The organism is Spirosoma oryzae, from assembly GCF_003002825.1.
GTDB classification, from domain to species: Bacteria; Bacteroidota; Bacteroidia; order Cytophagales; family Spirosomataceae; genus Spirosoma; species Spirosoma oryzae.
In genome coordinates this window covers 81,978-106,526 of record NZ_PVTE01000008.1, presented here as the reverse complement: position 1 = coordinate 106,526, position 24,549 = coordinate 81,978, and the positions used below count along the sequence as shown (strand labels likewise).

The window sequence follows — 24,549 nt, the reverse complement described above, 5'->3', positions numbered from 1 at the left end:
AATCGCTAACTGTCTCAAAAATAGGCGTAAAAGGCGCAAAGGTGGTTTTTTGAAAAACTTTTTTTTGCCGTGTGCTTGCATTGTCAAAAGATCGCCCTACATTTGCACCACGATTCGCCACTACAGCGGCTGAAAAAAGCAACTGAGTGGGTCTTTCAACAAAGACGGCCGATTCGTCTAGCGGTTAGGACATCGCCCTTTCACGGCGGTAACACGGGTTCGATTCCCGTATCGGTCACCTAACGATCAAGCAGAAGCCCACCCTCACCGGTGGGTTTTTTGCGTTTTATGCTTGCAATCAGTCACTTACGCCATTGTTCTACACGGTGTTTTTGCCGATGTATCGTTAGACCGATAAGAACAGCATACCTTCCCGAAGACAAATGCACTTGCGGTACAGCCTGAGCAGGAATTATAGAGTTCTGGCTGGCTTAGGCAGATGAACCGGAGCAAACCAGTCAAAGTCGCTAAAAATCGACTGAATCAATGGTCAACGTGGCCGGCTGACGATGGATTTACAGCGGGGTAGGTGGGGCTGACCATTGATTCAGTCAATTACGTCGTCACCCGGTAACGTGTTTGTTGTCGTGACCTGGTACACTTGTGGCGTGCCGTAGCGTCGGCATGTCATTTACCACCGACGTACAACATCGATCAATGGCGCCAAAACCTTCGCAGTAGTACCTGCAACCCGACTTTGAAGCGTGATGAATAGTGTATGCCACTCTTGCTGCACTGGTTACGAACAGAAGTGGTTTGAGTCGCTGCCATAGACGCCCCAGAAGCTCCATCCGTGCCGGAAAGTTGAATCAGCGCTCATCAATGTAGACACCTTCCCAATTCTATTTCCCGAATACGTCTGCTTGAGTTCAAAATATAGTGCTGATAATCAGTATTTTATTGCTGGTATTTTCATTTCCGTATCGTTCACAACCCAGTTGTTTAGCTCGTTGCAGGTATGAGTTCTTCAGCTCTTTCTCACTGTCTGCGTTTTTTTTACTAAAAATTTAGGCTTTTTAAGTTAATCAGGCACGGGAGTTGGTACCAGTGCGTGTAGTATATCGCTTTGGTTATGATAAAAATTTACTCTCCTGTTAATCGGTTGTTTTATTGGTCACTTACGCTGATAATCTGCGTGATATGCCTGCGAGGACATGCGCAGATTCGCATTGGCGCTCCGTCTAAAGACCCGCTCAATACGGCGGCTGCGCTTGAGGTAAAGTCAGGGCCTTATCCTGATAACACGTACAGGGGCATGTTACTGCCCACCGTTGCGCTGACGAACTATGCCACATGGACCTTAACGGGTACGCCTTCGGATGGTATGCTGGTGTTCAATACCGCCACAACTACTGGCAACTATGCGGTGACGCCCGGTCTGTACTACTGGTACAACTTTCAGTGGAATAAATTAAGCCCCTTGCCCGGTGCTACGATCATCAGCGCACTTGATTGTAAAGCGACGACCTCGGCTGCGGGTGTGTACTACACCAATACCAGTCTGACAGCTGGCAACAACAAGCAAATTACCATAACGCCTGGTTCGGCGGGGACGTATTCTGCCACTACAAACGTTGCTAATGGCTACAGCTTCAGCGCGTCAGGATCGTTCACGGCGGCTCAGGTAGGGAAACCACAGACGGTGACACTACAGAGCAACGGTACGCCGGAAGCCGCTGGAACAAACTCGTTTTCGGTAACGGTCGAGAATCAGGTATGTAGCTTCAGTGTGACGGCCTACAATTACATCGACTGCAGTGCGCCGTTGAAGGGAACGTATAAAGTTAATCAGGCGCTCGATAGCACGAGTAACACCAAGCAGATTACCATTGTGCCTAAGGTGGCGGGTAAGTATGACTTCATCAGCATCGTTTATGCCCCCGATGCATCGAATACGTTTTCGCTGGTCAACAGCAGTACGGTATTTACGACGGCTCAGGTAGGAAAACCGCAACAGGTTACACTGAAAGGAGCCGGAACGCCAAAAGTCGCGGGAACGTACAACGCCATTCTACAGGTATCGTCGGATGGCGGACAGAACTATAACCTTGGGTGCAGTTTCGCCGTCACTGTCCAGCCCTGACGTGTCAAGGCGAATGACGCGCTGTGGGCATTTATGGTGTAGAGGAGCCAAACACACCGTAGAAAAATAGCAACAATGTCAAGTGCGTATTTTAGGTAAGTGGTTGATAGTCAGAAGGTGGACTTTGATTTGCTATGAAAGATCAGCGATACCCTGGATACACCAAACTACGCATGGCTTATGGCATCGCTAACCGATCAAATAACAGCCTTTTTTAGCGGCAATGATTCCGCAGCTGACGAGGGATTACGCGACCTGTTCATTACGGAACTGAAGAGCGTTTATTACACAGAGAAACAGATCGTTGATGCGCTGACAAAGCAGGCCAGTGCAGCAACCAGCGACGAGGTACGGGCCGCTTTTCTACAGCATCAGGAAGAGACCCGTGAGCAGATTAGCCGGATCGACGATATATTTCGCATTCTGAGCATCGCTGCCGGGCAGCACGCCAGTAAAGCCGTGGATGGACTTATCGAGGACGCGCAAACAGTTATCAACGATACAGAAGAGGGTTCGCTCACGCGTGACGCTGCGTTGATTATTGTCGCGCAGAAAACCGAGCATCTGGAGATTGCCGCCTACGGATCACTGCTGACGCTGGCCCGTGTGTTGGGCTTCAATCAATCGGCCGAATTGCTGGCGCAGACCCTGGAAGAAGAAAAAGCAACCGACCGGAAATTGACGGAGCTGGCCGAGTCGTTCGTGAATCAGCAGGCGAAGGAAGAGGAAACGCCCGGTAGTCATCACGAGGGGCGGACACCACACTTCAATCCCGACGATCCCCATACCAACGTGACCATGGGCGGTACGCTCGGCATATAATCGGTGCGTGATAACAAGACAACGCCCCCGGTCGACAAAGTGTGTCGACCGGGGGCGTTGTCTTGTCGGTATTTGGCTAGTTGATTGGCGTGAAATTAGCCGTGGTGCAGGTTGTGCCAGCGTCATTGGTCAAGCAGATTTGCCCGACGACCGTACCGGATGGAATCGTTACGACCAGACTGGTCCCTGATACCTGGAACGGCGCAGCCAACACCCCACCATTGACACGTACGCTCGTCACGCTGCTCAAATTCTGTCCCGAGACAATTACCGCTGTCCCGATTTTGGCCGACTTTGGCGTAAAGTCAGTGATCGTTACGGGGCGAATGACCGTGAAAGCATCGGTCTGCGTACTCTCGCCCGATATGTTCGTTACGCGAATGGGGCCGCTCTGTGCATTGGATGGCACGAGTATCCAGCGTTCGTTATCTTCGTTTCTGCCACCATCGGACGCAGGAGTGCTGGTATTGAAGAAATAAAACTGAGCGTTTTGCAGGAAGCTGCCCGTGATAACGACCCGTTCGCCGGGCCGGGCTTTGGCGGGAACCAGGTTGGTCACGACGGGGCGCTGGACTATGGTCAGTGGGGCGGCTGTCGTCGCCTGACCCGCCCGGTTGACGACAGTGACGGGGCCACTGACTGTACCCGCCGGGATGCCGATTTGTACGGCCGATCCTTCGGTACGGCCGATGATCGGTACGGACTGATTATTGATCCTGACGTCTGTGATGCGATAAACACTGGTGCCTAGTACAGAAATGTTCTGCTCGGCGATAGTGCGGGCCGGACTGAGCGACAGGTTGCTGGGGGCAACATAGTACACAAATGGCTGGGAAAACTGAGCCGTGCCCCCCACGCTGCTCACCCCGATGGTATAGTTGCCCGCCTGGCCGAGGGCCGGTAATGTGGCTTCCAGCAACGACGGTGTCAGGACCCGGAACGGAACAGCGGTTGCGTTGAAGGTCAACGTGGTGATGTCGCTGAGGTTGAGACCGGCCAGCTGAATCCGGTCGCCAGCGATACCATCGTTTGAACTGATGCTCGTGATAGCCGGCGGCCGGATGACGCGCAGGCTGTCGGTACTGGTAGCAATCAGCTTCTCGAATACCGTTACGGTGACTTTGCCCGATGTCGCGTTTTCGGGCACGATGGTTTTGATCTGGTTATCCTGAACAATCGTCTGATCGCGGTTTGTGGCCAGGCCATTGATGCTGACAACACCGTCGCTCAGGTTGACACCCTGCACGATCAACTCCGCACCGGGCCGTATCTGACGGGTCGACAGCGCCGTAATCTGCGGAGTGCCGGCGACGATGAAGGGTACCGAAAAGGAGCCCCCCTTGGTATCCACGACGATAAACGTCGGCCCGCGCTGAATGCCCGACGGAACCTGCAAGGTCAGCTTGGTATCGGTGCTGTCCTGAATGACGGCTGCGAGCTGATTGAACCGTATCGTGCGAATCTGATTGAGGTATTGCCCCGTGATAACGACCGTCGAACCAGGTAGCCCGTTGGCGGGGGTAAGGGTGGTCAGCGCTGGTGTCGGCTGAAGAATCGTGATGGGCACCGGGTCGGAAGATCCCTGGTCGTTACCCACGCGTACGGATGTCTGGCCGGGTGCAATCAGGGGTACGGTTACCTGAATGGTGTTGGTCGTGGCACTGACGACCCGCCCAGCCAGTGACGACTTGTCGCGAACGTTGACGAAGGTTACGGATGGCTCGGAGCCGAACTGGTTGCCCGACAGCGTGATCGGTTGCCCGACAAAAACAGAGTCCGGCGTAGCGCTGAGTAGTTCGGGTGGGGCCTTCTGAATGCGACATGCAGCCAGCAATAGCGCACAGATGACGGGGAGGAAGGAGCGGGGTAAACTAGATTTCATAGACAGCAACGGACGGTCTTGTCCAGCGCATGAATGGTAAAAGTAGCCAATTTCGAGGTCCAAAAACCATTTAGAGATAAAGCCTGTTAGCTTTTGTATGGGATGAGTACGGGGCACAGGCTACCGGCGTTGCCTGTCCGAACGGCCTTGTTGTCAACAGTATCATCCGCCTAGCTGCTTAATATCCAATGAACTACAGAAGCCTGAAAGCCTCAAATTTAGTAAAGATCAATACGCTTGGCGAACTGAAAGCTGCGGGCTATCAGTCGCGAACCATCAAACAGGAACTGCGCGACAACCTGATTGAGCGCATCCGGGCCAAAGAAGTGGTTTTTCCTGGCATCTGGGGGTACGAAGATACGGTTATTCCCGACGTAGAGCGGGCAATTCTGTCGATGCACCATATCAACCTACTGGGCTTGCGCGGGCAGGCTAAAACCCGGATCGCCCGACAGATGATTAATCTGCTCGACGAATACATACCGGTCGTGGCGGGTTCAGAGCTGAACGACGATCCGTTGCAACCCCTGTCGCGCTTTGCCATCGACCTGATTGCGGAGAAAGGCGATCAGACACCGGTCGCTTGGATGCACCGGAACGACCGCTACACCGAAAAATTGGCGACGCCCGACGTATCGGTGGCTGACCTGGTCGGTGACGTCGATCCGATCAAGGCGGCTACACTGAAGCTGCCTTACTCCGACGAGCGGACGATTCACTACGGGCTGATTCCACGCTCGAACCGCTGTATCTTCGTTATCAACGAGTTGCCGGATTTGCAGGCCCGGATTCAGGTATCGCTGTTCAACATTTTACAGGAAGGCGATATTCAGATTCGGGGGTTCAAACTGCGGCTACCGCTCGATATTCAGTTCGTGTTTACGGCTAACCCGGAAGACTATACGAACCGGGGTAGCATCGTGACACCACTAAAAGACCGGATCGATTCGCAGATCGTAACGCACTACCCGAAATCGATTGAAATCGGCAAGAAGATCACCATGCAGGAAGCCATCGTGAAAAATGAGCAGAAGAGCATGGTGAAAACCAACGAACTCGTTACCGACCTGATTGAGCAGATCGCGATGGAAGCGCGCGAGAGTGAGTATGTCGATGCCAAGTCGGGTGTATCGGCCCGTATGACGATTTCGGCTTACGAAAACCTGCTGTCGTCGGCCGAGCGCCGGGCATTGCTCAACAGCGAGAAAGAGACGCAGGTACGCGTGGCCGATCTGTACGGGGTCGTCCCGGCCATTTGTGGTAAGGTCGAGCTGGTATACGAAGGCGAAGTCGAAGGGCCGGTGATCGTTGCGCAGAGCCTGATCGGGAAAGCCATTCGGAATCAGTTTTTGCAGTATTTTCCCAATCCGGAGAAAGCAAAGAAAGACAAGCGCGGGAACCCGTACCGGAAAATCACCGACTGGTTCGGCGACGGGAACACGATGGATATCCTGAACGACCTGAGCAACCGCGATTACGAAGCCCGGATGAAGACCATCGACGGACTCGACGACCTGGTCGATCAGTTCCACCCACGGCTGGGCAAAGGCGAAAAACTGTTTATGATGGAGTTCGCGTTGCACGGGCTCGCCGAACATTCGCTGGTCGGCAAGAAGGCTATGGATACTGGTCAGTCGTTCAAAGACTTGCTTGGATCGATGTTCAATGCTGACTCGGCTTTCGGCAAGGACGACGATGAAGAGGAGGAAGACGACGATGATCGTTACTAGGTAAGTACAGCCGCCGGCAACGGTTGCAGGCTTACCCGTAGGGTAGCTATACAACGTGGCTTGTTTGTTGGCAACTAGCTGACAAACAAGCCTTTTCTTTTTTGTACGGTGAAGCGACCCTTAATCGACGTTTAACTAGCCATTAATTTCATTTTTAGGTACTAATACGTCCTTTGGGGGCGTTCAGTCGGCCTGTTTATCCGAACTGTACTCCCTCATGATCGCTATTGACCGACGTACGTTTATACAAATTTCGCTGGGCAGTGCCGCTGTTGGACTTTTGAGCCAATGTCAGTCCAGCGATCCGGTGCCTGCGTTACGCTTTGCCGTGGCATCAGACGGGCACCTTGGTGAGCCGAACACTCCATCCGATACCTACTACACGGATTTGGTAGCCGCGCTGACCAGGCTCCACCAGAACAGCCCGCTCGATTTCGTCGTCATCAACGGTGACTTGATTCATACGGGTAACAACGGGCTGTTGCCGGCGGCCAAAGCGTACCTCGACAAGCTACCGGTTGGGTATTATGTCACGCGCGGGAACCACGATCAGGTGAGCCTGACGACCTGGCAGCAGTTGTGGGGATACCCGACCAATCACGTTGTGGAGTTACCAAAGGCAACACTGGTCCTGCTCGACACGTCCGACGAAACGGGGGCTTATCTGTGTGGTGATGCCGTCTGGTTACGCAAGGCGATGGCCACGGTCAGGACCGGAATTCCCGTGTTTCTGTTCATGCACATCCCGTTCATTCATAACGCGCAGGGTACCGACGTCTGCGGGGATATTATCAACGTACTGAACGACTTCCCCGCCATCCGGGCGGTATTTCATGGCCACGATCATACCAAAGACATGGGTCTGTTTTACGGGCAGGCAGCGCTGCTGTTCGACGCACACTTTGGTAGTAGCTGGGGAACGGCGTACCGGGGGTATCGGGTGGTAGAGCAGCACGACAGCAGCCTGTCGACCTACCAGTATGATTACGTCAATCAGAAACAGATCAACAGCATGACGTTCTGACTGGCTCGCCGATCGCTCTATCAACCGTACCATGTACTTCCGTTTTTGTCTACTCCTGGTTGGCGGCTGGCTAGTGCTGGCGGGTCCGTCACTACTGGCACAACCCATCGAAACTGCGTCCGCTGCTGATTCCGTCAGTGAGAAACCGGTTCGGTCGCTCTCCTTCAGCTATTCGTATATGAATCCTGTCAGTTACCGGGGCCGCACGTTTGGGGTGCATCAGTTTGGTATGATGCCACAGCTTACCTACCAGACAGCGACCAACTGGCATTTCTATGGCGTTGGTTATATCTGGAACAACTTTCAGGAGTCGAACTTCGGCAAGATCGATTTAGGAGTCGAGAAGGAAGGTACGCTGGGTAAGCACCTGGCGTATACGCTGGGGTACGAACGCTGGTTTTTTCCGGCCGCCGAGCCCGACGAGCAGCAACCGCTGACCAATTTCACCGAAATATACCTGACCTACGACTGGCACGACTGGTCGCCGGCAATTGGTACGTACTACATGTTCGGTTCCGAAAAGCTGCTGCAAACCGACCTGCAACTGAGCCGGTACGTTGGCCTGATCGAACGCGACAACTGGTCGCTGTTTGCCGAGCCGCTGGTAAAGGCGGTGTTTGCCAATCAGAACACGCTTGTCAACGGTATTTACCAGCCACAGTTCGACCGGCGGGGGCGTCCCCTCCAGGCAGTTGCCTCGAATACAAAACCGTTTGGACTGGTCGACGCCGAGATCAATCTGCCGATCACGCTGCAACTGCCCCGCTGGTCGCTGCTGGTCGATCCGCGTATAGCGCAGCCATACAACACACTGCCGGGCGAGCGAACAAAGCCATTTTTCTACGCTGTCGCGACAATCACGTATTCACTTCAGTTGCCTGCATCACATGGACAAGCCCGATAAACAGGTGTTTTACACGCCCTCCCGCCATCGGTGGCGGCTTTTCCGGGGTACGTTACTGGGGAGCTTGCTACTCCTCAGTGCGGTGGTAGTATTGGCCATTCTGAGCGTCGACGAACAGTCGTTTCCGTCGTTGCCCCGCCTACAGGACAACGAAACCGCGTTTCGTACGCTCTCGGTCGTTGATAGCAGTCAAGCCGATGGCGATACCCGCTCGGGCGTCCCAACGGGATTCCGGCGGCATCTGCCAGCGCACCATGCAACCGCCAAACGCCCGGCAGTACGGGCGGGTTTTTACGTCAACTGGGATGCGCAGTCGTACCAGACCCTGCGCGACCATATCGGGCAACTGAACATGGTCATGCCCGAATGGCTGTTTGTCGGAAACAAGGCCGAGTTACAAACCGACATCGATGCGCAGGCCGACTCGCTGCTGAAAGCGCATCCGGGTGTTGCCGTTGTACCGATGATCTCGAATTTTTATCAGGGCAACTGGCGGGGAAAAAATGTGCATCGGCTGCTCAGTAACCCAATCCGTCGACGGGCATTTATCGCGCAGGTCGCGGCCCAGCTCGACAGACACCACTTTCAGGGTGTCAACATCGACTTTGAAGAGCTGAACGAGGAGACCAACGAGACCCTGACTGACTTTGTCCGTGAACTGCACGCGGCTCTGCATCCAAAAGGCTACCTCGTAACCATCGACACGGCTCCGCTTAATCCCGACTACGACCTGCCCGCGTTGCAGCCCTATGTCGACTATATCGTGCTGATGGCGTACGATCAGCATTTCAGTACGTCGGCCCCCGGCCCGGTGGCTCCGTATCCCTGGATCGAGTATGTACTGGAGCAGACCTGCAAGCAACTCCCGTCGGAGCAGGTGATTGTGGGGGTAGCTGGCTACGGCTACGACTGGCCGCAGAAAGGGGAGGGCGTCGATATTACGTATCAGCAGGCCATGGCCCGCGCCAACCGGAAATCGGCCACGCCCGTTCAATACGACAATCAGACCTATAACCTGTCGTTTCGCTATCAGGATGATGCCGGTACCCCCCATACGGTCTGGTTCAACGATGCTGCGTCGGCGTACAACGTACTGCGGGCAACGGAAGATTACGAAACGGGGGGTGCGGCTATCTGGCGACTGGGATCGGAAGACGTCCGGACCTGGGACTACTACGCCCGCGACCTGTCGGCGTCGTCGCTGGCGCATCAACCAATCGACTGGCAGCAGTTACAGCATGTACCGGCACTACCCAGCGTCGACTATCAGGGCGAAGGCGATATTCTGGATGTGGAAGCCACCCCACACGATGGCCGACTCAAACTGGAGTACGATTCGACCGATCAGCTTATCAGCGAGGAGCAGTACCTGACATTGCCTACGTCGTACGTGGTTCGCAAAGTAGGGAAGGCCGACAAAACGATGGTCCTGTCGTTCGATGATGGGCCCGACGAGACGTATACGCCACAGATTCTGGATATCCTCGAACGCGAGCACGTACCGGCCTCGTTTTTTGTGATCGGCCTGAACGCCCAGCGTAACCTGCCGCTGCTACAGCGGATGGCTCGCGCCGGCTATGAAATCGGCAACCACACCACGCTGCACCCCGACCTGACGCACGTAAGTCCGCGCCGGTTATTCTTCGAACTGAATACCTGTCGGCGGCTAATCGAGAGTATCACCGGCCGGTCGACCATTCTGTTCCGGCCACCGTACAATGCCGACAGTGAGCCTAACTCGGGTAGTGAACTGCGCCCGATCGCGCTGGCCGAACAGCAGCATTATTACACCATTGGCGAATCGATCGACCCGCTCGACTGGCAGGCCGGCGTAACGCCACAGCAGATACTGAGCCGGGTCAGGCAGCAGGATAGTCTGGGTAATATTATCCTGTTGCACGATGCCGGGGGCGACCGTTCAGCTACCGTAAAAGCACTACCGGCGCTTATTCACTACTATAAACAACGGGGGTATCGGTTCGCTACGCTGAGCCAGCTGATGCACCGACCCGACCGGGAACTCATGCCGCCCGCACCGATTCAACAGGCAGCATTACTCACTGATCGGTCGCTGGTTCAACTGCTTTACTACGGACAGTGCGCGCTGACATGGCTATTTCTGGTCGGCATTCTACTGGCAATAGCCCGGGTGCTACTGTTGGCTGGTCTGGCGTTGTGGCAGAAAAAGCGGCAACGGCCGGTAGTCAATCCGTATACGGACTTGGTCAGTGTCATTGTGCCGGCGTATAATGAAGAACTGAGCGCGGTTCTGACGGTCGAAAGCTTACTGGCCAGTACCTACGCCAACCTGGAAGTCGTATTTGTCGATGATGGGTCGTCGGATAGAACATACGACATGGTGGAGGCTCGCTTTGCTGGCGATAGTCGCGTGCAGGTGCTGAGCAAACCGAACGGCGGGAAATCATCGGCATTGAACGTCGGTATCAGTCGGGCCAAAGGAGCCGTAGTCGTTTGTATCGATGCCGATACACAGCTGATGCCCGATGCGGTTGAGAAACTGGTTGCCCGCTTTACAGACCCGATCGTCGGTGCCGTTGCCGGTAATGTGCAGGTAGGTAATCAGCGTAACTGGCTGACTCGTTTTCAGGCCATCGAATACACGACGAGTCAGAACTTCGACCGCCGGGCCTATGCTGTGTTGAACTGCATTACCGTTGTGCCGGGCGCTATCGGTGCGTTCCGCCGATCGGCGTTACTGGCAGTCGGGGGCTTTACGACCGACACGCTGGCCGAAGACTGCGACCTCACGATTCGCCTGCTGCGACAGGGGTATCGCGTCGATGCCTGTAACGACGCCATCGCCGTGACCGAAGCCCCTGAAACGGTACCAATGCTCATCAAACAGCGTGTTCGGTGGTGTTACGGCGTGATGCAGACCGTCTGGAAACACCGCGACCTGCTGTTTCGCCGGGGGCGGGCGGGGGGAGCCGGCGCGGCTGTCGGCTGGCTGGCTTTACCGAGCCTTGTACTGTTTCAGTTTGGCTTTCCGCTGCTTACACTAGTCGCTGAGCTGCAACTGGCGCTTTCGTTTCTGACCGGTACCTGGGGCGTTGTACTGACCTATTTCCTGCTGTTTATGGGTGTCGACGCGCTCGTGGCGATACTGGCTTACAGGCTGGAAGAACGGTCCCTGCATACGCTGTGGTGGCTGTTGCCGCAACGAATCGCCTGGCGGTACCTATTGTTCTGGGTGCTGCTGCGTTCATACCTGAATGCAATCCGGGGTGAGGTCGCGTCGTGGGGTGTGCTGAAACGGACCGGGCAGGTAGTACTGACTCCTACATCAGTTATATCGGCCGAACTAATTCCGGTCGTTCAGCGCGACCACGATTCCAGTGATCGGTCGCAGCGTCTGTAAACAAAACGTCCTGCCTTGATTAACAAAGCAGGACGTTTTGATGGAAAGCCAGCTGTAGCTTACCGAGACGATGTTGTGCTCATGGGCATTGTCGAATTGCTGCCCCCCTTGCGGTTACGACGACCACTTCCACCGTTCATGTTCATGTCGTTACTGCCTGACTGACCCGACATTGATGAACCGCTTTGCTTCCGACTCCGTTTCATGCCCGACATAGAACCACTTTGATTGTCTGTCGAGCCGCTGCTCATCGTGCTGCCACCGGTTGTGCTCATACCCGAGCCACTGTTGTTGCTGTTGCTACCCATCGTGCCGTTGCTGGCACCAGTACTCGAATTAGAGCCTCTGCTGCCGCTGCTACCGGTTGCTGTTGAACCCGTTTGCGCCTGGGCGCTAAGTGCTGCTAAGCCGAGCACAAATAGACTGGTTAAGATGACCTTTTTCATGATGTTGAGTTATACGTTGAATTGTTGGTATAACCCCCTGTACAGCAAAAAGTCTAGCTATGCTATCTGAAAAGGTGATTAAAAAAGAGTAACGCTGTAAGGCGTGGTAGTAGCTGGTGCGCCGGGCTGTCATTCCAGCACGACAGCCGTACCATTGGCGGAAACCATAAGCATCGAACCATTACCACCGATGGTTTCGTAGTCGAGGTCGACGCCGATAATCGCGTTGGCTCCCAGCCGAATCGCCTGGTCGGTCATTTCTTTCAGCGCAATGCTTTTGGCTTCGCGCAATCCCTGCTCATACGCGCCCGATCGGCCGCCCACCACGTCGCGGATACCCGCGAAAAAGTCTTTGACGATGTTGGCCCCGATAATCGCTTCGCCGTTGACGATGCCGATGTAGCGGGTAATGCGTTTGCCTTCAACGGAAGACGTAGTCGTTATGAGCATAGAAGAAAAAGGTTGTTTCGGCAAGATAGTAGCCAACGCCCGATTTATAACCGTTACAGCCCCGGCTGCGACCGCAAATCGACCTGTGCGGTATCGTCTTCGCCGTTGTCGGTTCCGTTGTCGGGTGTCGAGTCCACATCAGCAGGGCTGGCCTGACGAATCTGCGCTTTCGTAACGCCCATCTTCGCCGATGTCACCCGCGCCGTAAACCGGACACTGGTCTGGCCACCCGCCGGTATCGATGCCGTACCACCCGAAACGCCCCCGTCGCTAACGCTCATACCATCGGCGCTGCTATCGAACTGCTGACCATCGGGCAGATAAGCCGTGACGCGTACGTTCGAGGCCGTAGCGCCACCCTGATTGGTGACGGTTAATACGTAGGTTAGCAGATCACCCACTTTCGGAACGCGGTTATCTACCGACATACTCAGCGCGAGGTCTACCTTGCTGGGGTCGGGCGTAGGCTGATTCGACTGAACGGGTGGGAGCGGCACCTGATTAGGGTTGGCCGACGCATACACCGGGCTACTGGCACCACCTACCCGAATATCGACCTGAGCCGCATCGTCCTGTCCGTCGCCTGTGCCGGAGTTCGGCTGGCTATCGGGGTCAGGCTGGTCGGCGGTCGTAATCTGTGCCGCGTTGATGTACTGCCCTGTCTGTGTCGGCTGCAACTGGTACGTAAACGTGTTGGAGGCCCCCGGTTCCAGCGAGGCTACGTAACCGCTGAGCACGCCGTTATTCAGCGATAGATTGCTGCCACCTACGAACGTCATGTTATCGGGCAGGCGATTCTGCCACGTGACGCCCGTCGCTTTGAGTGGGCCGTCGTTCGTTACCGTCAATTGATACGTCACTGCCTGATTGGTACCCGGCGTCCGGCTGTCGACATTGAGCCGCAGACTCAGGTCTGAGCCTGTCACGGCCGACACCTGAAACTCGTAAGCGCCCATATCGATCCGGTTCTCCGCAACCCGCTGATTACCGTCCAGGTCGGTCGCCGAAACCGTCGCCGTCGTGCTAGCTGGATCACCTGTATTGATGGATGGGCTCCCTGCTTTCAGCCGAAAATCGCCGTTGGCTGCATCGACAAATTGTGGATCAGCGTCGATGTTACCGGTGCCGACAGCAAGTGCTTGAACGTTAGAGTACGTAATATCCAGGGGAGGATAAACTGTGTTGCCGCTACCATCGTCACGGTAACCAAAGCCGCCATTTTTGACGATGCTATTTTTGATGTTGTATCGCCCTTTCGTATCGGCACCCGTGTGGTTAAAAATATTGTCACCTGCACTACCTGCGCGATTGTTCGCAATCGTACAATTTGTAATGGCAGCTTCTATGGTAGAGCGGCCGACTCGGTACAGCGATATACCGCCCCCTAGATCAACAGCGGTGTTTCGATCAATCAGACAGTTTGTGAGTAGTAGGCTTAGGTATGCATCCGATGAATTTCCGCAGTAAAGGCCTGCTCCTTCATTGGCCTGGTTATGACTAATCCTGCAATTGACTAATCTAAGCGTGTTATCAGCTGGTCTAAAATAAGTGTAGTGATAGATGGCACCGCCCTGACCACTTGCTGTGTTATTGAGAAAGGTGCAGTTGATGTACGTGGGACTACATATTCCTGGCAACCCACCGTTGAAAGCTCCGCCACCCGATAAAGCTGTATTTTGAACGAATTGGCAGTTGGTTAGAACTGGGGATGCATTGCCGAAGTTGCCGTCGGCGTGTATACCTCCCCCATAGTAACGAGCAACGTTGCCAGTAATGAGACAGTTAGTTATTCTAGGTTCACTTTTGTTGTTTTGCCCACGCCCGTCACAATAAATACCTGCTCCACTGCTGGGATTATCTAAAGTGCTCCCATTGGCATTACCGCCCGTGATTACAAACCCGTCAAGAACTGTCTCTGCTGTTGCGTTCTTCAGTACAACGACGCGATAGCTGTTGTCGCTGTTATCATTGGTAACACCGACATCACCTGTCAATGTTGTACTAAGTGGCTGCGTCAGCGCCCGGCTACTGAAATTTGTTTCATTACCCGTAAAACCACCATAGACTTTTACACCGGGTGGAATGACGAACGAAGACGAACGATCGCCAACAGTGAACGACGGGAAATAGCGCCCTGTGGCTACCCAGAAGGATGTGCCTGGCGCGGCTTCGGATAAGGCTGCGCGCATCGTATACCCGTTCAGTGCATTGTCCCAGGAACTGCCTGACACATTGTCCCCTGAGCCGGTGATGGTAACTCTGACGATTCCTGTCACTGAGTTAGGAACGTACTCGATGATACCCATATCGATCCGGTTGTTATAAAATCGAGATTTACCTTCATAATCAGTAGCTGAGACAGATGTTGTAGTACTGGCCGGATTACCTGCGTCGATGGCCGGGCTGGTTTTCAGTAAACGAAAATCGTTGGTGTAGTAATTGAAGAATTGGGGGTCTTGGCTAATGTTGCCAGTACCCGAATAGCCATCTTCGACATCACTATATGTGACTGTGTGATTGGCCGATTCATTGTAGAACGACGGCCGCGAATTAGTCCACAGAATAGAATTGACAATGCTTGGTTGACAATTGCCATTTAATCCTCTGCCGTGAAGAACGCTTCCCCCCTGATTATATTTAAACACGCAGTTTGCTAACGTGGGTGACGAAATTCCCTGCGACCCATCACTCGTCATGGCGCTACCTTGAACTGCTCTATTGCTTGCAATAATACAGTTGGTAAGCTGAGGGCTACAAACGCCCTGAACACCATTGTTATACATGCCTCCGCCGTACCCACTGATAGAGGTATTACCCTCAATAGAGCAGTTTACGAACCGGCTGGCGCATACTCCGCTCTGTCCATTGTTGTACACACCTCCACCGTGCGAATCTGCCCTGTTGTCTCTGATCTCACAATTGACAAGAAGGGGCTCACTCCGTCCGCCATTGCTGCCATCGTTGTAAATACCCGCGCCGACATTGTTGAAATTACTAGTACCATTGGCCCGACCGTAAATAATACTCACGCCGTCCAATCGGGTGTCTGCATTGGCGTTGCGAAACGTTACCACATGATAACTGCTAAGCTCATCGGTACCTGCGACCAAATAACCCGTGAAAATGGTGATGTAGGGGCGGGTTACTTTTCGGCTGCTCAGTGTGTTTTCGTTACCGATAAAGCCGCCATATACCTGAACACCAGAAGGAACGACAAAGCTAGCGGTTCGATCTGTACCAGCCGTTGGTTTATAGCGTCCTCCCGCAATCCAGAACTGCGTTCCCGCCGAAGCAGATGCCAGGCGACTTTGTAGCTGCGTTCCGGATAGAGCATCGCTCCAGGAGCCGCCGGATTGATTGCCGGAGCCGGTCGGCGTGACGTAAACGATGGATTGCGCGACGGCGGAGGATAAAAATAGACAGACGAATAAAGCGGTAAAAAGTTGGCGCATAGATAAATGAACAGCTGTTACTAAACTGGTAAATCTAGCTACCTGCTCTAAATAGTTGCAACGCCGTTTGCGAAACTTACCGGATTTTTTTACCGGTTTTTAATTCGACTATCGAAATGCTTTCAACCGTCTGACTAACTGCCGGGTGATGAGTTCGTACCCCTCGTCGGAGGGATGGAGCCCGTCGTAGGTACGGTCGATAGCAGCGGGCGGGTAGGGGTACTCGTCAGTAGCCGGGTTGAATGGGATAGTGGTATAATCCGGGTAACGGTAGTCGACATACTGACCGGTAGCGGGGTTTTTCAGACGTTTGAACTTCACCAGCCTCTCCACCCGCAGACTGCGCAGGTGGTACAGATCCACGACCGGTATCTGCTCGGCGCGGCCAATGGAGTCGATGGCCTGCGCAAACGATTCGAGTGTCTGCCCGGTCTTGGGTTTGTACGAGCCGTAGGCGTTATTTTTCGGGTTATTGATCTGCACGAAATCAGTGCGGGGCATGGGCGTAATCAGCAACAGACGCGCCTGCGGATTGAGTCGGCGGAGTTTGTCGAGGATGATGCGAAATGAGCCGTAGACTGTGCCGGTGCCGGTGTTTTGCTGATAGTCGGTGAAGTGGCCGAGTGGTTTGCTGTGCCACCAGTCGTTGGTACCGAGAAAGACGGAGTAGATGTCGGCTTTGGTCAATCCCAGTGAATCGATCTGCTGCGCGATGCGGATCGCTGTCCAGCCGTTGTGCCCCTGATTGACGAATTTGATATACGGGAGCTTCTCCACGACGCGGGTCATGTAGCCTTTCGTGATGCGGTTGCCGGTTTGTTCGGGATGGTCGTTGAGGTAGGTGATCGAATCGCCGATCGCGACCCACGTCATTTGTTGTGGGGCGCGAAAACTGAACGCACCAATAAGCAAAAGCAGACAAAACAGCTGCCGGGTTAGTCGGAGTGTCATAGTGTTGGGTGGGTGTAGTAATGTGTAGCCCAGATGTCCACATCTGGAGGCCGTCAGGCCAACTCGGCTACGTGGTAGCTTTCTTGGTCGCTGTCGCGCCCTCCAGATGTGGACATCTGGGCTACGCAGGTTGGCTACAGATTACATGTCCAGTTCAACGATGGTATCGATGGCGTCGTCGGCCGGGGCAGCAGGCATGGTCAGGACAATTCCTTCGGCTGACTGACTAATCTTGACCGGACGCTTGTCGGCGAATAGCCGGGCCGATTTGATTTTGCCGGACAGGGCGGGAATCGACAGCTGTTTATCCGGCCAGTTGAGAATGTGGACGTATACTTTGTTGCCTTTCGCTGTACTGACGCCCCAATCGTGGGCGGCTACCGGACCGCCCCGCGTACCGTAGATGGTTTCGCCGTTCTGCTGCATCCATTGGCCCATTTCGCCCAGCGTTTTCACAAACTCCGGCTGTATTCGTCCGTCGGGCATGGGGCCGACATTCAGCAGAAAATTGGCGTTGTGTCCGGCTGCTTTCACCAGGTATTGGATCAGGTCTTTGGTGCTTTTGTATTTGCGGTCGTTGATGTTGAACCCCCACGCGCCGTTCATGGTCTCGCAGGTTTCCAGTGGCAACTGACTGACTTCCGACTCGGCGCTAAAACCCGTCTTGTTCTGACCCGGCAGATCTTTCTCAAACATCTGAAAATCTTCACCGGGAAACGGGGCGACATGGTGATTGTTACCGATCAGAGTAGCTGGCTGCAACTTGTGAATCAGCGAGTACGTGCGATCGAGATGCCAGTCGAGTTTGGTTTTGCGGGGGTCAGCTTTGTCACCAGCCTGCTGATCCCACCAGCCGTCAAACCAGATCCCACCAATAGGGCCATAGTTGGTCAACAACTCGGTGAGCTGCGTGTCCATGTACGTCAGGTACTTGTTGAAGTCGCCGGAGTCGGGCCGGCCGAGATTTTGTCCCGTACGACCGCGTGGGTAGTAGTCGGGGCTGTGCCAGTCGAGGTGGGAATGGTAGAAGAACAGCTTGATTCCCTGTGCCCGGCATTCGTCGGCCAGTGCTTTCAGTACGTCTTTTTTGTAGGGTGTCCGGTCTACAATGTCGTAGTCGGATACTTTCGAGTCGTACATGGCAAAGCCGTCGTGGTGCTTGCTCGTGATGGTAATGTATTTCATGCCCGCATTCTTCGCCATTGATACCCAGGCTTTTGCGTCGAAGGCAGTTGGGTTGAAGAAAGCGGGTAGCTTTTCGTAATCGTGGACTGGAATCTGCCGATCGTTCATCACCCATTCGCCCGACGAAAGCAGACTGTAGACACCCCAGTGAATGAACAAACCGAACTTGTCGTCCTGAAAGGTTTTGCGAGCCGTCAGGTTCTCGGCAGTGGGTTGGTAACCGGTTTGTGCCCATGCCGAAGACAGGAACAGGCTGGCGAATAGCAGCGAAAGAATGCGCATGATGAATGGGGGAATTGACTGCGCTATAAAGACTATGCGCAACTCGGTTTTACTTTTGGTGACACTAAGATTACCGCTGTCCAACAGACCTGACCGGTTTCCAAAACCTGTCAGGTCTGCGCCGAGGTCAAGGCTTCGCTAGGCAGTCGTACAGCGTCGAGATATACTGATCCAGATAGGTTGACAGGGCTTTGCTCTTGTATTGCAGAATGTAGCGCGGGTGGTCGAGCGTAACAATCCGGTCAAAGAAGCCCTGTTGCTCGTTGAGTCGATTTAGATACGTTTCGTTTTTGCGACCCAGGCATACGGCCACGCGTCGGTCGGCACCAAAGCTGATTTGTGTGCGAACGGCTTCCGTAATCGCGGGCCACAGCGCTGCGGTCGTTTGTTTGTCGTCGTAGAAATTGTAGTTGACCGTGCCACCGTTGGTCGTCTCTTTGGTCAGGGCGAGGGGAAAGAGCGACGTCAGAAAGAAGCGGTTGTAAAAGGCAGCAGCTCCGCCAAAAGCCTCGACAACCTGGTAGATAAAACGACTCGACAGTTCAGGGGTGTCACGCAGGTCGTTGTCGATGCCGCAGTACCGGCGCAGGTTTTGGGGCGTGGTGAATGAGATGCCGGTTACGCCCGCACCAAACCGCCCCGGGTTGATACCCAGCACGAAAACGCGCGGCTGCGTATCCATGTAGAAGCGGGTGTAAAACTGCTCGACAATGGCCCGGACGGCGGGTTGCTCGTACGGATTCATAACGCCCACACCCGGCGGCAGGCTGGACGGAGCCGTCAGCGACTGGTAATAGGCAATGGCTTTATCGGCGAACGTCTTCATGGCTGGTTATTTACCTAATAACTGCCGAACCGACAAGTACGATTTCCGGTAGCAGGTACATAGCGGTTGCGGCTTGCCCGTCGTACGAGCCGGGAAGCCACTGTGTATCTTTGAATGCCAGGGCGGTCCATTTCTGGGCGTCCTGCGTAAATTTTTTGTCAGGATTCGATGCGACAATCCGATAATGGGTTCCGGTAGGTGAAACCGTTGCGGCTACTTTGTACGACAGTTCCCGCAGGCCAGCCTGCATCAGATGCATTGGAAACCGCGACTCCCGTACCAGAATCGCCGAAATCTGATACGTACTGGCCAACAAGGTCGGGGGCGGGGTTAGTCGAACAATCGTCGCCTTGCCATCCTGCTGAACAACGCCCAGACTATCAGCTGTCACACGGTGATTTTCCAGGACTTTACTGGCTGAGTAATCATAGACGAGTTCTGGCTTGCCTTTGTCGTCGTAAAAGGTCCAGACACCCGTTCGTTTATTATCGGCGTAAGTACCTTCTTCCAGCAAAACGTTTCCGTCACGCAGGTATTTTCGATAGCTGCCAGTCCGTAACGTATCGTTGTCGGCGCGTACTTCATACTGTTCCAGCAGATAGCGGCTTTTAGCTTTCACCGTTTTCAACGACTGACCAAACGCACAGGAAACGAGGAGTAACGCACTGATGGTTAGCAGAATTTTCATAGTGGAGGAAGGATATGTATGGACTAACAGGGGAAGCAAAACGGCGTAGCGCTTATACTCGCTTCGTCTGATTTTAGTGCTGTTGCGTGAGCCGGATTCATGGATAAACTAGACGAATAATGTTGGCGATAAGTGGTTTATAAATAGCATGTTAAGTGTATTCCTGTGAACAAGCCGACAGTTGGGTCGGTTGTTTCTGCACACGTACTACTAAGCTAAACCACGATGGCCCAATCCGAAAAAGCGACGTTTACTGCGTTCGATATTACTACTCTTATCGCACCCGGTGCCGTTCTAACCTGCGTCTCCGATCAGTTTGATTTCACCGAAGGCCCTACCGCTGATGCGGACGGTGTCGTGTTTTTCACCGATCAGCCAAACAACAAAATCTGGCGGTACGGTACCGATGGATCGCTGTCTGTCTTCATGGAGCAGGCTGGCCGGTCGAACGGTATGTACTTCGATCCCGACGGAAACCTGGTAACCTGTGCTGACGAGAAAAACGAAATCTGGTCGATCAGCCCGCAGGGTGAGGTAATCGTGCTGATGACCGATCACGAAGGAAGCCGACTCAATGGCCCCAATGATTTGTGGGTCGATGCACAGGGCAACATTTATTTTACTGATCCTTTCTACGAGCGCAAATACTGGTGGCATGGCGGACCGGAGGTGTTCGGCGAATACCTGTATTTTCTACCCAAAGAAGCCACGCAGCCGCAAGTCATTGATAAAGCGTACGAAAAGCCAAACGGTATCATCGGCACGCCCGACGGGAAACAATTGTACGTAGCCGATATCGGTGCCGACAAAACCTACCGCTACGACATCAATCCCGACGCTAGTCTGAGCAACCGACAGCTGTTTGTCGAGCAGGGGTCCGACGGGATGATTCTGGATGAGCGCGGTAACCTGTACCTGACGGGGGGCGACGGTGTGACCGTTTACAGCCCGACTGGTGAGAAGATCGCCCAGATTCCGGTCGATGAAGAATGGACCGGAAATATCTGTTTCGCCGATGTCGATCAGCGCACCTTGTTTATCACCGCGTCGAAATCGATATACACGCTGAAAATGAATGTCGCGGGAGCAAAAAGGCCGTAACATTACCATTAAAACGAGGTTAAAGAAAGGGGGTGGGCGGGCCGACGCCGGTCTGATACCCCCTTTCTTTAACGTACTAATGGACCAACGAACGATTGCGATAGTAGGAGGGGGGGCGAGCGGAACGGCCACCTTTATTCACCTTGTCTTGAAACTGATTGTTGCGCCGGAGCCGGAACCAATCGCGTTTGCCGTTATCGAGCCGCGCGACGAAATCGGTCCGGGTTTGGCCTACGATACCGGACAGAAAGGGCACCTGCTCAATACCTCGGCTGGCCTGATGGGCATCTTCGCTGAAGAAACCAACCACTTTGTCGATTGGATGCTCGAACACCGCGACATCGTCGAGCGTGAGTACCCCGATACAGCTATCAACGCTAACAGTTATCCACCGCGTGAGTTGTACGGCATCTACCTCAACAGCGTATTTGAAGAATACGTCGATCTGGCCCGGCAGCACGGCATGACGGTTGATTTATACAACGAACTGGCCGTCGACGCAACGATCACCGAAGAAGGCGCTACTGTGACGCTCGAATCCGGGCAGCGCATCGAAGCCGACGTGCTGGTGCTGGCAACGGGTACACCCAAGCCCAATAATTTCAACAAACTCGAATCGTCGCCTAACTACCTCGATTCGCCTTGGCCCGCTGGTCATATTCTGAAAACGATCACCGACAAAGACGCGTCGGTTTGCGTGCTGGGGGCTAGTCTGACCGCTATCGACGCGGTGATTACGCTGGTCAACAACGGGCATCAGGGGCCAATCAAGCTGTATTCGAAAGACGGACTTATCCCGCGTGTGCAGTCGCCCGAAGAAAAGCCGTTCGAGCGGCAGGTGCTGACGATGGCCAATGTGCGAAGAATCATGCGGGAGCAGCAACGGACGCTACGAGCCAGTGATTTGTTCCGCCTGTTCCGGGCCGAAGTCGAGCGGGAAATCGGTCCGCAGGACTGGAAATCGTTTAAGCGCGTTGGCAAAAATCAGCTCGATCTGCTGACGGAGGACATCGAACTGGCGAAACGGTACGCCAGCATCTTCCAGAACATCCTGTACTCAACCCGACATATATCCTTTGCTATCTGGCAACTGCTGCCGCCGGACGAGCGAATCCGGTTCACCAAGTGGCTGAAGCCGTACTCGGATATAAACCGCCACGCCATGCCACTCAAAAACGGCGAGAAAATTCGTGACCTGCTGGCCTCCGGACAACTATCGGTAACGGCCTATTCGGACAAGGTGGAATGGAATGACGAGACTAAAACGTATACCCTGACGACTGAAAAAGGCTATGTCGACACGGCCGACTATGTAATCAACGCCACCGGCCCGGCTACGAAAGCCGATAAAATGCGGGTGCCCATTCTGGAAAAGCTACTCGAAAAAGAGCAGTTGCTGCCCTGCGAAGCCGGTGGTTTTCAGGCCGATGTCAACACCATGCAGCTTTGCGTACCCGAGATCGAAGACGCACCGGTGTATGGCATTGGCCATGTTCTTGTCGGGGAACTGTTCGATACCAACGCCGTCTGGTTCAACGTCGAACGCGTCGATCCGCTGACTACCGCTATCATCAAACGACTCCAACATGAACGTACTGAACGAGCTGCTCACTAACGTCGTACCCCTGTACGGATTCATCATACTTGGGTATGTCGCCAGTCGGTGGCTCGGGTTGAAAAGCAAGCCTATTTCCAGCCTACTGCTGTACGTGCTGATTCCGGTCGTTATCTTCGACAATATCCTGAAAGCCGAACCGGCTCAGTTGGCGACGGCTATGTCGATCGTTTTTCTGCTGGCTGCATTGATGAATATTCCGGCGGCACTGGTCAACCGGCGTTTCGGCAGCAACGTTCACCCCGACTTAGTGCGCTGCTCGTTTTCGTACTTCAACATCGGCTGGTTCGGGATTCCCGTCGTCATGGCGTTGTTTGGCGAAGCCAAGATGCCGCTGATTATCAGCGCGTACATGGGCAACGTACTGTATGGCGACACGGTGGGGTACTACCTGGTCTCGCGCAGCAAAGACATGGATGTCAAGGACTCGATCAAAAACGTACTGAAGATTCCGGCCATCTATGCGCTGATTGCCGCCATCATTGCCAATGCGTATGGCGTAAAAATGCCCGAATCGCTGGAGCCAGTGATGAAAGGAGCCAGCTGGACACTGTCGGCGTTGGGTATGATCATTATTGGCGTCACGCTGACAGCCGTTGACGTGAAAAACGTTGCCTACGCTCAGTTCAGCAAGATAATGGCTGTACGTTATGTGGCGGCTGCGCTTATCCTCGGCCTGCTTGTCTGGCTTGAATCACTTGTGATCGGACAACTGGAAGGTGACGAACAGAAGCTGATGCTGCTGATGGCGACATTCCCGATTGCCGCTAACCTCGTTGTCTTTGCCACCTACATCGACACCGAAACCGAAGATGCGTCGATCCTCGTCACGTTCTCGTCGATCATCTCGCTAGTTCTGGTGCCAGCCGCCTGTTTACTTCTATTCTGATACGCTCGGACAAGCGTTAGCGAAACGCATTATAGCAAATGAGTGCCAGCTCCGCGATGATACGTTCCGCGTCGGGTGTCGGTGCGCCCTGAATCAGTACAGTCAGCAAAAAAGGTTGCCTGGCGTAGACAATGCCCGCATCAGCCCGGACGTAGGCAAGCGTGCCCGTTTTGTGCGCAACGACAACCGATTTGGGTAACAGCCGGGGAATGGTCAGGGTGTCTTCATTCTGTTTCAGGATGTCGAGCATCTGTTCGCATAGTGCCGGTGTTGCCAGTCGATGCCGATATAGCTGGCTCAACAAGCGGTTCATGTCCGCTGCTGTGACGTAGTTGTCGCGGCCTTGCCGGGCGGCTACTGTGTCCATCATTACCCGATTCAGTCGTGTGCCAGTCAGCCCCATAGCCCTGATGCGGGCATTGATGGCAGCCATTCCCAATTCGTTGATAAAAATATTGGTGGCTGTGTTGTCGCTGTACACCAGCATCAGGCGCAGTAAGTCGGCGTAGCTGATCCGGCTCCGGTGCGAATAGTTTTTCAGTACACCATCACCCCCTGCCTTTTCCGAGTCGGTCAGAATATGAATTTCTGACAGATCAAGCGTTCCGGCTTTCACCTGCTCCATCACTTCGACCATAATCGGTAACTTAATCACACTCGCCGAGGGGACCGGTCTTTCTGCGTTTACAGACATGGCTACGCTGCTATCCGTCAGTGACTGTACGGCCAGACTGACCGTTACCGACGCCGGTAGGGTGTGCAGGTAAGGAGTAACAGACTTGGTCAGAACAGCATCTGTCTGTGCAAAACAACTGGTCAGTGTCATCGCCAAAAGAAAAG

Annotated in this window: 18 protein-coding genes and 1 tRNA gene; 10 read left to right on the top strand and 9 right to left on the bottom strand. The window is 54.1% G+C overall.

Annotated features, from left to right (window positions below; all coding sequences use genetic code 11):
* Positions 1-166: 166 nt before the first annotated feature.
* From CLV58_RS11105 to CLV58_RS11095, 3 genes are all read left to right on the top strand, one after another.
* Positions 167-238, top strand: a tRNA-Glu gene (locus CLV58_RS11105).
* An 897-nt stretch (positions 239-1,135) separates the two neighbouring features.
* Positions 1,136-2,083 (top strand): hypothetical protein, encoded by a 948-nt coding sequence (locus CLV58_RS11100; RefSeq protein ID WP_146141411.1) that lies wholly within the window; start codon positions 1,136-1,138, stop codon positions 2,081-2,083.
* A 180-nt stretch (positions 2,084-2,263) separates the two neighbouring features.
* Positions 2,264-2,905: a YciE/YciF ferroxidase family protein gene (locus CLV58_RS11095; RefSeq protein WP_106137880.1), complete on the top strand. Its 642-nt coding sequence runs from the start codon at positions 2,264-2,266 to the stop codon at positions 2,903-2,905.
* Positions 2,906-2,981: 76 nt separating this feature from the next.
* Here CLV58_RS11095 and CLV58_RS11090 read toward each other — a convergent pair whose 3' ends face one another.
* Positions 2,982-4,787, bottom strand: a complete 1,806-nt coding sequence (locus tag CLV58_RS11090) for an IPT/TIG domain-containing protein (RefSeq protein ID WP_106137879.1) — start codon at positions 4,785-4,787, stop codon at positions 2,982-2,984.
* A gap of 188 nt (positions 4,788-4,975) precedes the next feature.
* Between CLV58_RS11090 and CLV58_RS11085 the strand changes: the two genes are divergently transcribed.
* From CLV58_RS11085 to CLV58_RS11070, 4 genes are all read left to right on the top strand, one after another.
* Positions 4,976-6,517, top strand: coding sequence for a magnesium chelatase (locus CLV58_RS11085; protein ID WP_106137878.1), 1,542 nt, complete (start codon positions 4,976-4,978; stop codon positions 6,515-6,517).
* A 217-nt stretch (positions 6,518-6,734) separates the two neighbouring features.
* A complete protein-coding gene (locus tag CLV58_RS11080) occupies positions 6,735-7,541 on the top strand; it encodes a metallophosphoesterase family protein (RefSeq protein ID WP_106137877.1) in 807 nt (268 codons plus the stop codon).
* Between the two features lie 31 nt (positions 7,542-7,572).
* A complete protein-coding gene (locus tag CLV58_RS11075) occupies positions 7,573-8,445 on the top strand; it encodes a hypothetical protein (protein WP_106137876.1) in 873 nt (290 codons plus the stop codon).
* Positions 8,429-11,824: a trifunctional glycoside hydrolase family 18/polysaccharide deacetylase/glycosyltransferase family 2 protein gene (locus CLV58_RS11070; protein ID WP_106137875.1), complete on the top strand. Its 3,396-nt coding sequence runs from the start codon at positions 8,429-8,431 to the stop codon at positions 11,822-11,824. Before CLV58_RS11075 ends, CLV58_RS11070 begins: the two co-directional genes overlap by 17 nt.
* Positions 11,825-11,883: 59 nt before the next feature.
* On the opposite strand, the gene CLV58_RS11065 is transcribed toward CLV58_RS11070, so the two are convergent.
* The 7 genes from CLV58_RS11065 to CLV58_RS11035 all read right to left on the bottom strand — a co-directional run bounded on the left by CLV58_RS11065 (position 11,884) and on the right by CLV58_RS11035 (position 20,104).
* Positions 11,884-12,270, bottom strand: coding sequence for a hypothetical protein (locus CLV58_RS11065; protein WP_106137874.1), 387 nt, complete (start codon positions 12,268-12,270; stop codon positions 11,884-11,886).
* 129 nt (positions 12,271-12,399) lie between these two features.
* The gene (locus tag CLV58_RS11060) at positions 12,400-12,720 is read right to left on the bottom strand and encodes a heavy metal-binding domain-containing protein (protein WP_106137873.1); all 321 of its coding nucleotides are present in this window, start codon (positions 12,718-12,720) and stop codon (positions 12,400-12,402) included.
* 53 nt (positions 12,721-12,773) lie between these two features.
* On the bottom strand, positions 12,774-16,172 hold the full coding sequence (locus tag CLV58_RS11055; protein ID WP_106137872.1) for a choice-of-anchor Q domain-containing protein: 3,399 nt from the start codon (positions 16,170-16,172) through the stop codon (positions 12,774-12,776).
* Between the two features lie 108 nt (positions 16,173-16,280).
* The gene (locus CLV58_RS11050; protein WP_106137871.1) at positions 16,281-17,123 is read right to left on the bottom strand and encodes an SGNH/GDSL hydrolase family protein; all 843 of its coding nucleotides are present in this window, start codon (positions 17,121-17,123) and stop codon (positions 16,281-16,283) included.
* 141 nt (positions 17,124-17,264) lie between these two features.
* Positions 17,265-18,590, bottom strand: coding sequence for an alpha-L-fucosidase (locus tag CLV58_RS11045; RefSeq protein ID WP_211300846.1), 1,326 nt, complete (start codon positions 18,588-18,590; stop codon positions 17,265-17,267).
* 127 nt (positions 18,591-18,717) lie between these two features.
* Positions 18,718-19,416, bottom strand: a complete 699-nt coding sequence (locus CLV58_RS11040) for a uracil-DNA glycosylase family protein (protein ID WP_106137870.1) — start codon at positions 19,414-19,416, stop codon at positions 18,718-18,720.
* 10 nt (positions 19,417-19,426) lie between these two features.
* On the bottom strand, positions 19,427-20,104 hold the full coding sequence (locus CLV58_RS11035) for a toxin-antitoxin system YwqK family antitoxin (RefSeq protein ID WP_106137869.1): 678 nt from the start codon (positions 20,102-20,104) through the stop codon (positions 19,427-19,429).
* Between the two features lie 225 nt (positions 20,105-20,329).
* Here CLV58_RS11035 and CLV58_RS11030 point away from each other — a divergent pair, with 225 nt between their 5' ends.
* From CLV58_RS11030 to CLV58_RS11020, 3 genes are all read left to right on the top strand, one after another.
* Positions 20,330-21,205 (top strand): SMP-30/gluconolactonase/LRE family protein, encoded by an 876-nt coding sequence (locus CLV58_RS11030; RefSeq protein WP_106137868.1) that lies wholly within the window; start codon positions 20,330-20,332, stop codon positions 21,203-21,205.
* Positions 21,206-21,284: 79 nt separating this feature from the next.
* A complete protein-coding gene (locus CLV58_RS11025; RefSeq protein WP_170108682.1) occupies positions 21,285-22,820 on the top strand; it encodes an FAD/NAD(P)-binding protein in 1,536 nt (511 codons plus the stop codon).
* Positions 22,792-23,709 carry an AEC family transporter gene (locus tag CLV58_RS11020; protein ID WP_106137866.1) on the top strand — a complete coding sequence of 306 codons (918 nt, stop codon included), beginning with the start codon at positions 22,792-22,794 and terminating at the stop codon, positions 23,707-23,709. The genes CLV58_RS11025 and CLV58_RS11020 overlap by 29 nt, the downstream gene beginning before the upstream one ends.
* 16 nt (positions 23,710-23,725) lie before the next feature.
* Here the strand turns inward: CLV58_RS11020 and CLV58_RS11015 are convergent, their stop codons facing one another.
* Positions 23,726-24,535, bottom strand: a complete 810-nt coding sequence (locus CLV58_RS11015; protein WP_106137865.1) for a serine hydrolase — start codon at positions 24,533-24,535, stop codon at positions 23,726-23,728.
* Positions 24,536-24,549 lie beyond the last annotated feature (14 nt).

Coding starts and splice junctions, on each gene's coding strand:
- CLV58_RS11095 (WP_106137880.1), top strand. CDS start 2,264: ATGGCATCGCTAACCGATCAAATAACAGCCTTTTTTAGCGGCAATGAT.
- CLV58_RS11090 (WP_106137879.1), bottom strand. CDS start 4,787: ATGAAATCTAGTTTACCCCGCTCCTTCCTCCCCGTCATCTGTGCGCTA.
- CLV58_RS11085 (WP_106137878.1), top strand. CDS start 4,976: ATGAACTACAGAAGCCTGAAAGCCTCAAATTTAGTAAAGATCAATACG.
- CLV58_RS11080 (WP_106137877.1), top strand. CDS start 6,735: ATGATCGCTATTGACCGACGTACGTTTATACAAATTTCGCTGGGCAGT.
- CLV58_RS11075 (WP_106137876.1), top strand. CDS start 7,573: ATGTACTTCCGTTTTTGTCTACTCCTGGTTGGCGGCTGGCTAGTGCTG.
- CLV58_RS11070 (WP_106137875.1), top strand. CDS start 8,429: ATGGACAAGCCCGATAAACAGGTGTTTTACACGCCCTCCCGCCATCGG.
- CLV58_RS11065 (WP_106137874.1), bottom strand. CDS start 12,270: ATGAAAAAGGTCATCTTAACCAGTCTATTTGTGCTCGGCTTAGCAGCA.
- CLV58_RS11060 (WP_106137873.1), bottom strand. CDS start 12,720: ATGCTCATAACGACTACGTCTTCCGTTGAAGGCAAACGCATTACCCGC.
- CLV58_RS11055 (WP_106137872.1), bottom strand. CDS start 16,172: ATGCGCCAACTTTTTACCGCTTTATTCGTCTGTCTATTTTTATCCTCC.
- CLV58_RS11050 (WP_106137871.1), bottom strand. CDS start 17,123: ATGACACTCCGACTAACCCGGCAGCTGTTTTGTCTGCTTTTGCTTATT.
- CLV58_RS11045 (WP_211300846.1), bottom strand. CDS start 18,590: ATGCGCATTCTTTCGCTGCTATTCGCCAGCCTGTTCCTGTCTTCGGCA.
- CLV58_RS11040 (WP_106137870.1), bottom strand. CDS start 19,416: ATGAAGACGTTCGCCGATAAAGCCATTGCCTATTACCAGTCGCTGACG.
- CLV58_RS11035 (WP_106137869.1), bottom strand. CDS start 20,104: ATGAAAATTCTGCTAACCATCAGTGCGTTACTCCTCGTTTCCTGTGCG.
- CLV58_RS11030 (WP_106137868.1), top strand. CDS start 20,330: ATGGCCCAATCCGAAAAAGCGACGTTTACTGCGTTCGATATTACTACT.
- CLV58_RS11025 (WP_170108682.1), top strand. CDS start 21,285: ATGGACCAACGAACGATTGCGATAGTAGGAGGGGGGGCGAGCGGAACG.
- CLV58_RS11020 (WP_106137866.1), top strand. CDS start 22,792: ATGAACGTACTGAACGAGCTGCTCACTAACGTCGTACCCCTGTACGGA.
- CLV58_RS11015 (WP_106137865.1), bottom strand. CDS start 24,535: ATGACACTGACCAGTTGTTTTGCACAGACAGATGCTGTTCTGACCAAG.